Raw genomic sequence first — 12484 nt, forward strand, 5'->3', positions numbered from 1 at the left:
GCTCCAGCGTGTGGACTTCGGCGGCGGCAATGGTTTGGCCGCCGAAGTCCACACGCTGGAGCGGGCCATCTTCGAGGTCAAGAGGATCATCGTCGGCCAGGACCAGCTCGTCGAGCGGATGCTGGTGGGCCTGTTGTCCAAGGGCCACGTCCTGCTCGAGGGCGTTCCCGGCGTCGCCAAGACGCTCGCCGTGGAGACCTTCGCGCGGGTGGTCGGCGGGACCTTCGCCCGCATTCAGTTCACGCCGGACCTGGTGCCCACCGACATCATCGGGACCCGCATCTACCGGCAGGGCAAGGAGGAGTTCGACACCGAGCTCGGCCCGGTGGTGGTCAACTTCCTGCTCGCCGACGAGATCAACCGCGCGCCGGCGAAGGTGCAGTCGGCGCTGCTGGAGGTCATGCAGGAGCGCCACGTGTCGATCGGCGGCAAGACCTTCCCGCTGCCCAACCCGTTCCTGGTGATGGCGACGCAGAACCCGATCGAGCACGAGGGCGTCTACCCGCTGCCCGAGGCCCAGCGGGACCGCTTCCTGTTCAAGATCAACGTCGGCTACCCGACGCCGGAAGAGGAGCGGGAGATCATCTACCGGATGGGCGTCCGGCCGCCGGTGCCCAAGCAGATCCTGGACACCGAGGACCTGCTGCGGCTGCAGGACATCGCGTCCAACGTCTTCGTCCACCACGCGCTGGTCGACTACGTGGTGCGGGTCGTCACCGCCACCCGTAACCCCGAGCAGCTCGGCATGAACGACGTCAAGACCTGGGTCTCGTTCGGCGCGTCCCCGCGCGCCTCGCTGGGCATCATCGCCGGCGCCCGTTCGCTGGCGCTGGTGCGCGGCCGCGACTACGTCATCCCGCAGGACGTCGTCGAGGTCATTCCCGACGTGCTGCGGCACCGGTTGATACTCACCTACGACGCGCTCGCCGACGAGATCTCGCCGGAGATCGTCATCAACCGGATCCTGCAGACGGTAGCCCTGCCGCAGGTGAATGCCGTTCCGCAGCAAGGTCATTCGGTTCCCCCGGTGATGCAGACCGTGGCGGCCAGCGGTCGGTGACCGATCCCCAGAAGCCGGCGGTGCGTCATCCGCCATCGTTTGAGCGCGGGCAGATCGACGACCCGAAGCTGTCGGCGGCGCTGCGGCAGCTCGAGCTCACGGTCAAACGCAAGCTCGACGGCGTCCTGCACGGCGACCACCTCGGCCTGATCCCGGGGCCGGGTTCGGAGCCGGGGGAGTCGCGCGAGTATCAGCCCGGCGACGACGTGCGGCGGATGGACTGGGCCGTCACCGCGCGCACCATGCACCCGCACGTCCGGCAGATGATCGCCGACCGCGAACTGGAAACCTGGATGGTGGTCGACATGTCGGCCAGCCTGGACTTCGGCACCACGGTGTGCGAGAAGCGTGACCTGGCCGTGGCGGCCGCCGCGGCCATCACGTATCTCAACAGCGGCGGCGGCAACCGGCTCGGTGCGGTCATCGCCACCGGTGCGACGATCACCCGCGTGCCGGCCCGCTCCGGGCGCCAGCACGAGCAGACGCTGCTGCGGACCATCGCGACCACGCCCAGGGCGCCGGTCGGCGTGCGCGGGGATTTGGCAATTGCCATCGACGCGTTGCGCCGGCCGGAACGCCGACGCGGCATGGCCGTCATCATCAGCGACTTCCTCGGCCCGATCAACTGGATGCGCCCGCTGCGGGCGATCGCCGCCCGCCACGAGGTGCTGGCCATCGAGGTGCTCGACCCCCGTGACGTCGAACTGCCCGACATCGGCGACGTCGTGTTGCAGGACGCCGAAACCGGCGTCACCCGGGAATTCACCATCGACGCCCAGCTGCGCGACGACTTCGCCAAGGCGGCCGCGGCGCACCGCGCGGAGGTGTCCCGCACGATCCGCAGCTGCGGGGCCCCGGTGCTGTCGCTGCGCACCGACCGCGACTGGATCGCCGACATCGTCCGCTTCGTCGAGTCCCGCCGGCGGGGGGCACTGGCGGGGCGGCAGTGACATTGCCGCTGCTGGGCCCGATGACGCTGTCGGGCTTCGCGCACTCGTGGTTTTTCCTATTCCTTCTTCTCGTCGTCGGGTTGGCCGCCCTGTACATCGTGCTGCAGCTGGCACGGCAGCGCCGGATGCTGCGGTTCGCGAACATGGAGTTGCTGGAAAGCGTTGCGCCGCAGCGCCCGTCGCGATGGCGCCACGTGCCGGCGATCCTGCTGGTGTTGTCGCTGGTGCTGTTCACCATTGCGATGGCGGGGCCGACCAACGACGTCCGGATTCCCCGCAATCGCGCGGTGGTCATGCTGGTGATCGACGTGTCCCAGTCGATGCGGGCCACCGACGTCCCGCCCAATCGGATGGCGGCCGCGCAGGAGGCGGCCAAGCAGTTCGCCGACGAGCTGACGCCGGGAATCAACCTGGGGCTGATCGAATATGCCGGCACCGCGACCGTGCTGGTGTCCCCGACCACCAACCGGGACGCGACCAAGGCCGCGCTGGACAAGTTGCAGTTCGCCGACCGCACGGCCACCGGGGAGGGCATCTTCACCGCGTTGCAGGCCATCGCGACGGTCGGCGCGGTGATCGGCGGCGGCGACACGCCGCCCCCGGCGCGGATCGTGTTGTTCTCGGACGGCAAGGAGACGATGCCGACCAACCCGGACAACCCGAAGGGCGCCTTCACCGCCGCGCGCACCGCCAAGGACCAGGGGGTGCCGATCTCGACGATCTCGTTCGGCACGCCCTACGGGTTCGTCGAGATCAACGACCAGCGCCAGCCCGTTCCGGTCGACGATTCCACCATGAAGAAGGTCGCCGAGCTCTCCGGGGGGAACTGGTACAACGCCGCGAGCCTGGCCGAGTTGAAGGCCGTCTACGCGTCGCTGCAGCAGCAGATCGGCTACGAGACGATCAAGGGCGACGCCAGCGTGGGCTGGCTGCGGCTGGGCGCGCTGGTGCTGGCGCTGGCGGCACTGGCGGCGCTGCTGATCAACCGGCGGCTGCCGACCTAGATTGGTGCCGAGCGTAACCAGGCTGCGAGTTCCGGCCTGGATTTTCGCAGTCTGGTTACGCTCGCGAAGCGCGCGCCTCGCGTACCCGGCGGATGATGTCGTGGGGGTGGTTCTCGGCGACCACCCTAACCACGATCCACCCCATCAGTTCCAGCTTCTCCAAGCGACCGATGTCCTTTAGCTAGTGGTAGCGACTGGCTTGGTGTTGCGCGCCGTCATATTCGACAGCGACCTGGATGTCCTCCCAGCCCATATCCAAATACGCTTCGGCTGAACCCCATTCGTTGAGTACTGGGATCGATGTCTGCGGTCGGGGAAAGCCGGTGCACCAGCATCAGGCGCATCCAGGTCTCCTTGGGCGATTGTGCCCCGCCATCGACCAGCTCGAGAACGGCCCGAGCGGCCTTCACGCCGCGGCAGCCCCGATACCGGTCGACCAACAGCTCGACGTCGGCCACCTTCAGATCGGTCGCCTGCATGAGTGCGTCGATCGCTGCGACGGCCAAGTCGGTGGGGTAACGGCATGCGATGTCCAGCGCCGTTCTTGCCAGTGTGGTGAGTCTCATGCCGCGGACTACGGCCACCTCGTCGGGCTCGATCCGTGCTTCCCAGACTTGCGCTCCGGCGCCCTTGCGACGATTGGTGTCGATGATCGCGGCGGGTAACGTCGGATCGACCCACTTCGAGCCGTGCAGCGCGGAGGCGGAGAAGCCGGCGAGGACTCCACGCCGCCGCGAGCGCAGCCAGCACGCTTTCGCCTTTAACACGGCGGTCAGCTCGGCGTCTCTCGGCACGTACACGTCTTTGTGCAACGCCACATACCGACTGCGCAGCTCATAGGGCGTCAATGCGCCGACTGCCAGGGCTGCACTGCCCAGAAACGCGTCCGTCATGGCGAAAGTGTGCTGCGCCACACCGACACCGGATGACGAGCGTAACCGCACTGCGAAACTCCGGCCCGAAAATCGCAGCCTGGTTACGCTCGCGAAGTGAAACGGGGGGACAGTCCGGCCGTGCCGCGACGAGGCGATAGGTTGGCGGGGTGACTGACACAGCCACCGAGAACGCCGAAAGTGTTGCCGACTACGGCAGACCCGCATTCGTATCCCGCTCAGTCCTGGTGACGGGCGGAAACCGGGGAATCGGTCTGGCGATCGCGCAGCGGCTGGCCGCCGACGGTCACAAGGTAGCCGTCACACACCGCGGATCCGGCGCACCCGAGGGGCTCTTCGGGGTCGAGTGCGACGTCACCGACAACGACGCCGTCGATCGCGCCTTCAAAGAGGTCGAAGAGCACCAGGGCCCGGTGGAGGTGCTGGTGTCCAACGCCGGCATCTCCGCGGACGCGTTCCTCATCCGGATGACCGAGGAGAGGTTCCAGAAGGTCATCGACGCGAACCTCACGGGCGCGTTCCGGGTGGCCCAGCGCGCCTCGCGCAGCATGCAGAAAAAGCGGTTCGGCCGGATGATCTTCGTCGGCTCGGTCTCTGGCAGCTGGGGGATCGGCAACCAGTCCAACTACGCGGCCTCCAAGGCCGGTCTGATCGGCATGGCCCGCTCGATCTCCCGGGAGCTGTCGAAGGCCGGCGTGACCGCGAACGTGGTGGCCCCGGGCTACATCGACACGGAGATGACCCGCGCGCTGGATGAGCGGATCCAGGCTGGGGCGCTGGAGTTCATCCCGGCGAAACGGGTTGGCACCGCCGCCGAGGTCGCCGGGGTGGTCAGCTTCCTGGCTTCCGAGGACGCGAGCTACATCGCCGGCGCGGTGATCCCGGTCGACGGCGGCATGGGTATGGGCCACTGAGGGCCCCGACGAACTAGGACGGAACATGGCAGGACTGCTCGAAGGCAAACGGATTCTGGTCTCCGGGATCATCACCGACTCGTCGATCGCGTTTCACATCGCCAAGGTGGCGCAGGAAGCGGGGGCGCAGCTGGTGCTGACCGGATTCGACCGGTTGCGCCTGATCCAGCGGATCGCCGACCGGCTCCCGGAGAAGGCGCCTCTGATCGAACTCGACGTGCAGAACGAGAAGCACCTGGCCACCCTGGCCGAGCGGGTGACGGCCGAGATCGGCGAGGGCAACAAGCTGGACGGCGTGGTGCACTCGATCGGCTTCATGCCGCAGACGGGGATGGGCATCAACCCGTTCTTCGACGCTCCGTATGAGGATGTGTCGAAAGGCATTCACATTTCCGCCTTTTCGTACGCCTCGCTGGCCAAGGCGCTGCTGCCGATCATGAACCCGGGTGGCTCCATCGTCGGCATGGACTTCGACCCGACGCGCGCGATGCCGGCCTACAACTGGATGACGGTGGCCAAGAGCGCGCTGGAATCGGTCAACCGATTCGTGGCGCGCGAGGCGGGCCCGTACGGCGTGCGCTCGAATCTCGTTGCTGCCGGCCCGATCCGGACGCTGGCGATGAGCGCGATCGTCGGCGGCGCCCTCGGCGAGGAGGCCGGCGCCCAGATGCAGCTGCTCGAGGAGGGCTGGGACCAGCGCGCGCCGATCGGCTGGAACATGAAGGATCCCACCCCGGTCGCCAAGACGGTGTGCGCGCTGCTCTCGGAGTGGCTGCCGGCCACGACGGGCACCATCATCTACGCCGACGGCGGCGCCAGCACCCAGTTGCTCTAGGGCGCAATGGAGTTCGACGCGGTCCTGCTGCTGTCCTTCGGCGGCCCCGAAGGGCCCGAACAGGTGCGGCCCTTCCTGGAGAACGTCACCCGAGGCCGCAACGTGCCGCCCGAGCGCCTCGACGAAGTCGCCGAGCACTACCTGCATTTCGGCGGCGTGTCGCCGATCAACGGGATCAACCGGGCGTTGATAACCGAGCTACAAGCGGAACTGGACCTGCCCGTCTACTTCGGCAACCGCAACTGGGAGCCGTACATCGAGGATACCGTTACGACGATGCGCGACAACGGTGTTCGTCGCGCCGCGGTGTTCACCACCTCCGCCTGGAGCGGCTACTCCAGCTGCGCGCAGTATGTCGAGGACATCGCCCGGGCCCGCGGGGCGGCCGGACCGGACGCCCCCGAATTGGTCAAGCTGCGGCCCTATTTCGACCACCCGCTGTTCGTCGAGATGTTCGCCGAGGCCGTCGCCGCCGCGGCGAAGACCGTCCCGGACGGCGCGCGGCTGGTGTTCACCGCCCATTCCGTCCCGGTGGCGGCCGACCAGCGTTGCGGCCCCCGTCTGTACAGCCGCCAAGTCGCCTATGCCACAAGGCTGGTGGCCGCGGCCGCGGGATACGCCGAGTACGACCTGGCCTGGCAGTCGCGGTCGGGGCCGCCGCAAGTTCCCTGGCTGGGGCCCGATGTCGCCGACCACCTGACGGCGCTCGCGAATGCCGGGACCCCGGCCGTGATCGTCTGCCCCGTCGGATTCGTCGCCGACCACATCGAGGTGGTGTGGGACCTCGATTACGAATTGCGCTTGCAGGCCGAGGCCGAGGGGATGGCCTTCGCCCGGGCCGCCACGCCCAACGCCGATCGTCGATTCGCCCGGCTGGCAGCGGATCTGGTCGACGAACTTCGCCACGGCCGGGTGCCGGGCCGGGTGAGCGGGGCCGATGCGGTGCCGGGCTGCCTGGCCAGCGTCAACGGCGCGCCGTGCCGCCCGCCGCACTGCGTCGCCGCAGAGAACGGTTAGTCGGCCCAGGCGGAGTGCAGGATCGCGGTGACCGCGGCCAGTCGCGCCGACCGCACGACCGTGGTCAGCGGGCGCAGCGCATCGGTGGCGATTCGGGCCTGTGACGACGATTGCGTGCCGACCCCGGCGACCATCCGGTCCGTCGGGGAGTCGGACACCCGGCTGAGCCCGGAGCTGACCGCGATGATCGCGTCGACGTGCGCGGCGTTCTCCAGCACGCGCAGGGCGCGAGAGGGCGCGTGGTCGGGAATGCGGTGCTGGCGTGCCGATTCCAGCAGCTGCTCGACAACCCCCCGCGGATCGTCCACGTCGGACGCGGCGGCTCCCAGCCCGATGGCACCGAGCGCGTCGGCGGCCGATCGCACGGCCGACCGCAGCGCGTACTCGGCGTCGCCGAGCTCGTAGTGGTCGAGCACCGGCGCGCCGGGCAGCGAGTACACCGTCCACGCGAGGCCGCACAATTCGGGTGATCCCGCGTCGTCGTCGGCGTCGTCGAGGTCGCCGTAGCTGAACTCCGGAACCAGGCCGACGGCGGTGCCGGGATCGTCGGGGTTGGTGACGATGACCGCCTCGCCGGCGGCCAGGGCGTCGGATTCGAACTGCGTTCCCGGCGCCAGGCCCCGCACGTCACCGGGCACCGGCAGAGCCATGTTGACCGTCCCCCGCAGACGACCTGGGGCAAGCGGGACCGCGGGCCGGCCCACCGCCGCGCGCAGCGTTTGCAAGAGCGTGACGGTGCCGGCATCGGGGACATCGGGCCACGGCAGGCCGGTGTGGCCCGCGGCGACCGCATCATACGCGGTGACCGATTGCTTTGGCGCCCAAACGGATAACGCGTCCAAGACGTCGTCGGGCGCCGCCTTGCCGGCGAGCCAGGCGTTGGCCCACACGGACAGCGAGACACTGGGACACCACATGATCTCGGAGTGTAGTTGTTTGATCCGGCAAAGGCGGATTACGCGTATTCTGACCGCATGCCCGCCGCGGTGATCTGGCTCATATTCGCGCTGGTGCTCGCCGGTGCGGAGGCGCTGACGGGGGACATGTCGCTGCTGATGCTTTCCGGTGGCGCGCTGGCGGCCACGGGCACCACGTGGTTGCTGGACTTGCCGGTGTGGGCCAACGCGACGGTATTCGTGGTCGTCTCGGTCCTGCTCCTGGTGCTCGTGCGGCCGGCGCTGCGGCGGCGGCTCACGCCCGCGAAGGGGCTGCCGACCGGCATCAAGGCGCTGGAGGGCAAGAGCGCGCTGGTCCTTGGCCGCGTCGCACGCGACGAGGGCCAGGTGAAGCTGGACGGCCAGGTATGGACCGCGCGGCCACTCGACGACAACGATGTGTACGAACCCGGCGAACGAGTGACCGTCATGCAGATCAACGGCGCCACGGCGGTCGTGTTCAAGGACATGTAACCCTCTGGAGAAATAGGAGGAAGAGATGGCTGGAATTGCTCTGCTGGTGGTGGCGCTCGCGATTGTGGTCTTTGGGATCATCGTGGTGGCGAAGTCGGTCGCGCTGATCCCCCAGGCCGAGGCCGCGGTGATCGAACGCCTGGGTCGGTACAGCCGCACCGTCAGCGGGCAGCTGACGCTCTTGGTGCCATTCATCGACCGCATCCGCGCCCGGGTGGACCTGCGCGAGCGGGTGGTGTCGTTCCCGCCGCAGCCGGTGATCACCGAGGACAACCTGACCCTCAACATCGACACCGTTGTCTATTTCCAGGTCACCGTCCCGCAGGCGGCCGTCTACGAAATCAGTAACTACATCGTCGGCGTCGAACAGCTCACCACGACCACCCTGCGCAACGTGGTCGGCGGGATGACGCTTGAGCAGACCCTGACCTCCCGCGACATGATCAACGGCCAGCTGCGCGGTGTGCTCGACGAGGCGACCAATCGCTGGGGCCTGCGGGTCGCCCGGGTCGAGCTGCGCAGCATCGACCCGCCGCCGTCGATCCAGGCCTCGATGGAAAAGCAGATGAAGGCCGACCGCGAGAAGCGGGCGATGATCCTGACCGCCGAAGGTAGCCGGCAGGCGGCGATCACCCAGGCCGAGGGTGAGAAGCAGTCGCAGATCCTGGCCGCCGAGGGCGCCAAGCAGGCCGCGATCCTGGCCGCGGAGGCCGACCGGCAGTCCCGCATGCTGCGCGCGCAGGGCGAGCGCGCCGCGGCCTACCTGCGGGCGCAGGGGCAGGCCAAGGCCATCGAGAAGACGTTCGCCGCCATCAAGGCCGGCAGGCCCACCCCGGAGATGCTGGCCTACCAGTACCTCCAGACGCTGCCGGAGATGGCGCGCGGTGACGCCAACAAGGTGTGGGTGGTGCCCAGCGACTTCAGCGCCGCGCTGCAGGGCTTCACCAGGCTGCTGGGCACCCCGGGCGAGGACGGCGTGTTCCGGTTCCAGCCGTCCCCGGTCGAGGACGCGCCCAAGCACAGCGCCGACGACGACGCGGACGTCGCCGACTGGTTCTCCACCGAGACCGACCCGGCCATCGCCCAGGCGGTGGCCAGGGCCGAGGCGATCGCCCGCCAGCCGGTGGACGGGCAGCCGGGAGCGCCGCCGGAGCTGACCCAATAGGCTGGGCGGATGAGCGCGCTGACCTCACCGAAAACCTATGCGGGACTTGCCGCCTTCCATGCCGTCGACGCGGTGGCGTGCGGAGTCCAGGTGGCCCCGATCAAGAAGGTGCTGGACGACCTGGGGGTACCGGACGAAATCCGCCCCGTGCTGCCGGTGGTGAAGGCGGCCGCCGCCATCGGGCTGCTGTCGGTCACCCGTTTCCCCGCCCTGGCCAGGCTGACGACGGCGATGCTGACGTTGTACTTCATCCTGGCCGTCGGCGCGCACATCCGGGCGCACGACAAGCTCGTCAACACCCTTCCGGCCGCGACGTTCCTGGCCACGTTCGCCGTGATGACCGCCAAGGGCCCGGATCGCGGTTAGTCACAACGCAATGCGACGATCGGCAGTGGGTTGTCGGTGTCGGTGATCGGGGCGCCGATCGTGGTCTCCAGCACCGGCCGGAACCGTTCCCACGCTCCGGGATGACGGTCGCGGTAGGCGGCGAGCGTGCGGTCGGCCTCCGCTTTGTCGAGGATCCGCGCGGTGGCGCGCCGCGGGGCGTGGCTGCCGACGTACACACGCACCCGCGGGTTGGCTTCAATGTTGCGGAACCACTGGGCTTTTCGGCCGAAGCCCGACGCGACGACATAGACGTCGGCGGCGGGGTGATCGACGACCTCCAACACCGCGTAGCGCGGTGCGCCGGACTTGCGCCCGATGTGTTCGAGCATCAGGATGCGCGAGCCGAACAGCGCGCCCGCGCGGGCCTGGTAGATCCAGACCGGCGCGCGCATCAGCCGGCGGGAACGCAGCGCCCGTGCGCCGATCCTGGCGAGCAGGGATGTGTTGGACATCGTGACCTCCCTCATCTATTTCTGCTGTGTCAGCGGCACAAGCCCGTCGCGGTAAATCGCGAACACCTCGCCGGCCCAGCGCCGCATCCCCGCCGCCGAGAGTGGATCGACGCCGAGCACTTCAGTCAGGCGGGGCCTCAGAGTCAGCACCGCCAGGTCGTTGATGAGCAAAAACGCCGCCCGGACCTCGGTGTCCTCGCCGGGGCTGGCGGTTCCGGCCGCAACCATCATCTCGAGCGTGGCCTGGCTGAGCCGGAAGAGCCGGTCGAAAAGGGCCGACCCGGCCGGACCGCCCGCGGTGAGCAGCCGGCTCAGGTAGGCCGGGATCGCAGAGTCGGGGGGTAGGTGGGTGGCCAAGCCGTCCAACAGGTTTGGCGCCGCCATCGGGTCGAGGCCTACCGCGGCGGTCTGCTCGGTCATCGTGGTCAGCAGCGCGTCAAACGTCGCGACGACGTGGGTGTCGACGGCCTCGACCAGTCCCTCTTTCGAGCCGTAATGCCGGATGAGCAATGCCGCCGAGACGCCGGCCGCGCCCGCGATATCGCGCATCGTGACCGCGTCGGGTCCGCGCTCGGCGAACAGTCGCAGCGCTTCGTCGCGGATGCGTGCCCGGGCCGTCCGATCGTCGGGAAGTGAATGCACATTTACTATTGTAAACAGATGTTTAGTCCGCGTCGCGCGTTGGATCGTCGCCGCATAGACCCAGGGCGATTTGGGTAGCTTTCGCATCAATGAATCGAAAAGCGGGTGACGGCGGCGGCACCACGGTGGTCGATGCCCGCGCAATGCATCGGTCGATCCAGGGCACCGCGATCGGCAACTTCATGGAGGCCTACGACTTCACCCTGTTCAGCCTCGTCGCCACCATCCTGGCGCAGAAGTTCTACCCCGGGGAAAACTCCGGCGCGGGCAACCTCATCGCCACCTTCGGCACGATGACCGCCGGCTTCGTCGTACGGCCGTTGGGCGGGTTTATCTTCGGGCCGCTGGGCGACCGCATCGGGCGCAAACCCGTGCTGGTGATGACGATCTCGTTGATGGCCGTGTGCGGGGCCGCGACGGGTGCGCTACCGGGCTACCACACGATCGGGGTCTGGGCGCCGATCCTGCTCACGGCCGTCCGCATCGGCCAGGGGCTTTCCTCCGGCGGGGAGTATGCGGGCGCCATGACCTTCATCGCCGAGCACGCCCCGGACCACAAACGCGGGATGCTGGCCGGATTCCTGCCGGTGGGCACGCTGGGCGGCTTCGTGGTGGGCGCCGCGCTGGTAACGGGGCTGCAGACCGCGTTGTCCACCGCCGACATGCTGAACTGGGGCTGGCGCATCCCGTTTCTGCTGGCGGCGCCGTTGGGCCTGGTGGCGGTGTATTTGCGCTCGAGGATCGATGAGTCGCCCGGCTACGAGAAGGTGCACAAGGTCGCGCTGCCCGTCTCCGTTCGCACCCAATTCGTGCTGACCGTCGTGCGGCAGTGGAAAGGGCTGCTGATCTGCCTAGGTGTGGAGCTCGCGGTCACCGACACGAGTTACATGGTCAGCGGGTACGTGCCGACGTACCTGAAAAAGACCGCGGGGGTGGGGGACACCGCGGCGCTGGTGATGGTCCTGATCGTGCTGGCCGTGTTGACGATCGGCGTCCTCTTGGTCGCGATGCTGTCCGATCGCATCGGCATCAAACCCCTGATGTGGACGGGATGCGGCTTGCTCATGGTCGTCTCGCTACCGGCCTTCATGCTGATGCGGTACGGCGTGGCGTATCCGACGAAGTTCGGCGGTGTGCTGCTGATCGGCCTGCCCATGATGTTCTTGAGCAGCCTCGAGCCGGCGATCCTGCCCGCGCTGTTCCCCACCAACGTGCGCTACGGCGCGGTGTCGATCGGGTTCAACATCGCGGTATCGGCCTTCGGCGGCACCACCCCGCTGATCGCCGAGACGTTGGTCACCGGAACCCACAATCCGATGATGCCCGCATACATGCTGATGTTCGCCGGCGTGGTCGGCGCCGGCACCCTGTTCTTCGCCCCGGAGGTGGCCGGCAAGCCGTTGCTGGGTTCCGGGGCCGTCGACCTCATGGAGCTCAGCGCGGGAGCGGCGGGGGCAAGGGCGGGGCCGGGATGACCCCCGGCGTCGCGGTCGGGGCCGACGGCGGAGCCGGATAAACGCAGCCGGGCGCGTTCGACCCCACGGGCGGCGGATAGGGCGGCGGGGGGAGCTGCACCCGGACCGTGAACACCAGGCCGGTGATCGCGAAGGCTGCGATCGCGCCCAGGACCAGGCCCGCGAGCCCGACGGCGGCGACGACGGCCGTGGAATGGCGGCGGGCGGGGGCCGCATCGGGCGGGGCATTCCGGGTGTTTTCGGGCGTCATGAGGCTCCCAGGTCGTCGGGTCTCGGTACCG

Annotated in this window: 14 protein-coding genes and 1 pseudogene; 10 read left to right on the top strand and 5 right to left on the bottom strand. The window is 68.6% G+C overall.

Annotated features, from left to right (window positions below; all coding sequences use genetic code 11):
• The first annotated feature begins 10 nt into the window (after nt 1–10).
• From A5787_RS17325 to A5787_RS17335, 3 genes are read left to right on the top strand one after another with little or no spacing between them, the layout of a single operon-like run.
• Nucleotides 11–1060 (top strand): MoxR family ATPase, encoded by a 1050-nt coding sequence (locus A5787_RS17325; protein WP_066969155.1) that lies wholly within the window; start codon nt 11–13, stop codon nt 1058–1060.
• Complete coding sequence (locus A5787_RS17330; protein WP_066969157.1) at nt 1057–2010, top strand: DUF58 domain-containing protein; 954 nt, start codon at nt 1057–1059, stop codon at nt 2008–2010. Before A5787_RS17325 ends, A5787_RS17330 begins: the two co-directional genes overlap by 4 nt.
• Nucleotides 2007–3014 (top strand): VWA domain-containing protein, encoded by a 1008-nt coding sequence (locus A5787_RS17335; RefSeq protein ID WP_066969159.1) that lies wholly within the window; start codon nt 2007–2009, stop codon nt 3012–3014. Before A5787_RS17330 ends, A5787_RS17335 begins: the two co-directional genes overlap by 4 nt.
• Nucleotides 3015–3069: 55 nt before the next feature.
• On the opposite strand, the pseudogene A5787_RS17340 reads toward A5787_RS17335, so the two are convergent.
• Nucleotides 3070–3907 (bottom strand): annotated as a pseudogene (locus A5787_RS17340) (hypothetical protein).
• 149 nt (nt 3908–4056) lie between these two features.
• Between A5787_RS17340 and fabG1 the strand changes: the two are divergent.
• Genes fabG1 through A5787_RS17355 form a run of 3 tightly spaced genes read left to right on the top strand, consistent with a single transcriptional unit; the run spans nt 4057 to nt 6673 of the window.
• Entirely contained in the window at nt 4057–4821 is a 765-nt protein-coding gene (gene fabG1 / locus A5787_RS17345; RefSeq protein WP_066969161.1) for a 3-oxoacyl-ACP reductase FabG1, read from the top strand.
• Nucleotides 4822–4846: 25 nt separating this feature from the next.
• Nucleotides 4847–5656, top strand: coding sequence for an NADH-dependent enoyl-ACP reductase InhA (gene inhA, locus A5787_RS17350; protein WP_066969163.1), 810 nt, complete (start codon nt 4847–4849; stop codon nt 5654–5656).
• A 6-nt stretch (nt 5657–5662) separates the two neighbouring features.
• Nucleotides 5663–6673, top strand: a complete 1011-nt coding sequence (locus A5787_RS17355) for a ferrochelatase (RefSeq protein ID WP_066969166.1) — start codon at nt 5663–5665, stop codon at nt 6671–6673.
• Here A5787_RS17355 and A5787_RS17360 read toward each other — a convergent pair.
• A complete protein-coding gene (locus tag A5787_RS17360; protein ID WP_066969168.1) occupies nt 6670–7590 on the bottom strand; it encodes a hypothetical protein in 921 nt (306 codons plus the stop codon). The two genes, A5787_RS17355 and A5787_RS17360, sit on opposite strands and share 4 nt — an antisense overlap.
• A gap of 57 nt (nt 7591–7647) precedes the next feature.
• On the opposite strand from A5787_RS17360, the gene A5787_RS17365 reads away from it, so the two are divergent.
• From A5787_RS17365 to A5787_RS17375, 3 genes are read left to right on the top strand one after another with little or no spacing between them, the layout of a single operon-like run.
• Entirely contained in the window at nt 7648–8082 is a 435-nt protein-coding gene (locus A5787_RS17365) for an NfeD family protein (RefSeq protein ID WP_066969170.1), read from the top strand.
• A gap of 25 nt (nt 8083–8107) precedes the next feature.
• Nucleotides 8108–9247, top strand: a complete 1140-nt coding sequence (locus tag A5787_RS17370; protein WP_066969171.1) for an SPFH domain-containing protein — start codon at nt 8108–8110, stop codon at nt 9245–9247.
• A 9-nt stretch (nt 9248–9256) separates the two neighbouring features.
• On the top strand, nt 9257–9613 hold the full coding sequence (locus A5787_RS17375) for a DoxX family protein (protein WP_066969173.1): 357 nt from the start codon (nt 9257–9259) through the stop codon (nt 9611–9613).
• Here the strand turns inward: A5787_RS17375 and A5787_RS17380 are convergent.
• Both A5787_RS17380 and A5787_RS17385 read right to left on the bottom strand, forming a co-directional pair.
• Nucleotides 9610–10086 (bottom strand): nitroreductase family deazaflavin-dependent oxidoreductase, encoded by a 477-nt coding sequence (locus A5787_RS17380; protein ID WP_066969247.1) that lies wholly within the window; start codon nt 10084–10086, stop codon nt 9610–9612. The genes A5787_RS17375 and A5787_RS17380 overlap by 4 nt on opposite strands.
• A 15-nt stretch (nt 10087–10101) precedes the next feature.
• Complete coding sequence (locus A5787_RS17385; RefSeq protein WP_066969175.1) at nt 10102–10728, bottom strand: TetR/AcrR family transcriptional regulator; 627 nt, start codon at nt 10726–10728, stop codon at nt 10102–10104.
• 143 nt (nt 10729–10871) lie between these two features.
• Between A5787_RS17385 and A5787_RS17390 the strand changes: the two genes are divergently transcribed.
• Nucleotides 10872–12203, top strand: coding sequence for an MFS transporter (locus A5787_RS17390; protein WP_066969249.1), 1332 nt, complete (start codon nt 10872–10874; stop codon nt 12201–12203).
• Here A5787_RS17390 and A5787_RS17395 read toward each other — a convergent pair.
• Nucleotides 12163–12453, bottom strand: a complete 291-nt coding sequence (locus A5787_RS17395; RefSeq protein WP_066969177.1) for a hypothetical protein — start codon at nt 12451–12453, stop codon at nt 12163–12165. The genes A5787_RS17390 and A5787_RS17395 overlap by 41 nt on opposite strands.
• Nucleotides 12454–12484 lie beyond the last annotated feature (31 nt).

The organism is Mycobacterium sp. 852002-50816_SCH5313054-b (genome assembly GCF_001667185.1).
Classification (GTDB): Bacteria; Actinomycetota; Actinomycetes; order Mycobacteriales; family Mycobacteriaceae; genus Mycobacterium.

Coding starts and splice junctions, on each gene's coding strand:
- A5787_RS17370 (WP_066969171.1), top strand. CDS start 8,108: ATGGCTGGAATTGCTCTGCTGGTGGTGGCGCTCGCGATTGTGGTCTTT.
- A5787_RS17375 (WP_066969173.1), top strand. CDS start 9,257: ATGAGCGCGCTGACCTCACCGAAAACCTATGCGGGACTTGCCGCCTTC.
- A5787_RS17380 (WP_066969247.1), bottom strand. CDS start 10,086: ATGTCCAACACATCCCTGCTCGCCAGGATCGGCGCACGGGCGCTGCGT.
- A5787_RS17360 (WP_066969168.1), bottom strand. CDS start 7,590: ATGTGGTGTCCCAGTGTCTCGCTGTCCGTGTGGGCCAACGCCTGGCTC.
- inhA (WP_066969163.1), top strand. CDS start 4,847: ATGGCAGGACTGCTCGAAGGCAAACGGATTCTGGTCTCCGGGATCATC.
- A5787_RS17395 (WP_066969177.1), bottom strand. CDS start 12,453: ATGACGCCCGAAAACACCCGGAATGCCCCGCCCGATGCGGCCCCCGCC.
- A5787_RS17390 (WP_066969249.1), top strand. CDS start 10,872: ATGCATCGGTCGATCCAGGGCACCGCGATCGGCAACTTCATGGAGGCC.
- A5787_RS17355 (WP_066969166.1), top strand. CDS start 5,663: ATGGAGTTCGACGCGGTCCTGCTGCTGTCCTTCGGCGGCCCCGAAGGG.
- A5787_RS17365 (WP_066969170.1), top strand. CDS start 7,648: ATGCCCGCCGCGGTGATCTGGCTCATATTCGCGCTGGTGCTCGCCGGT.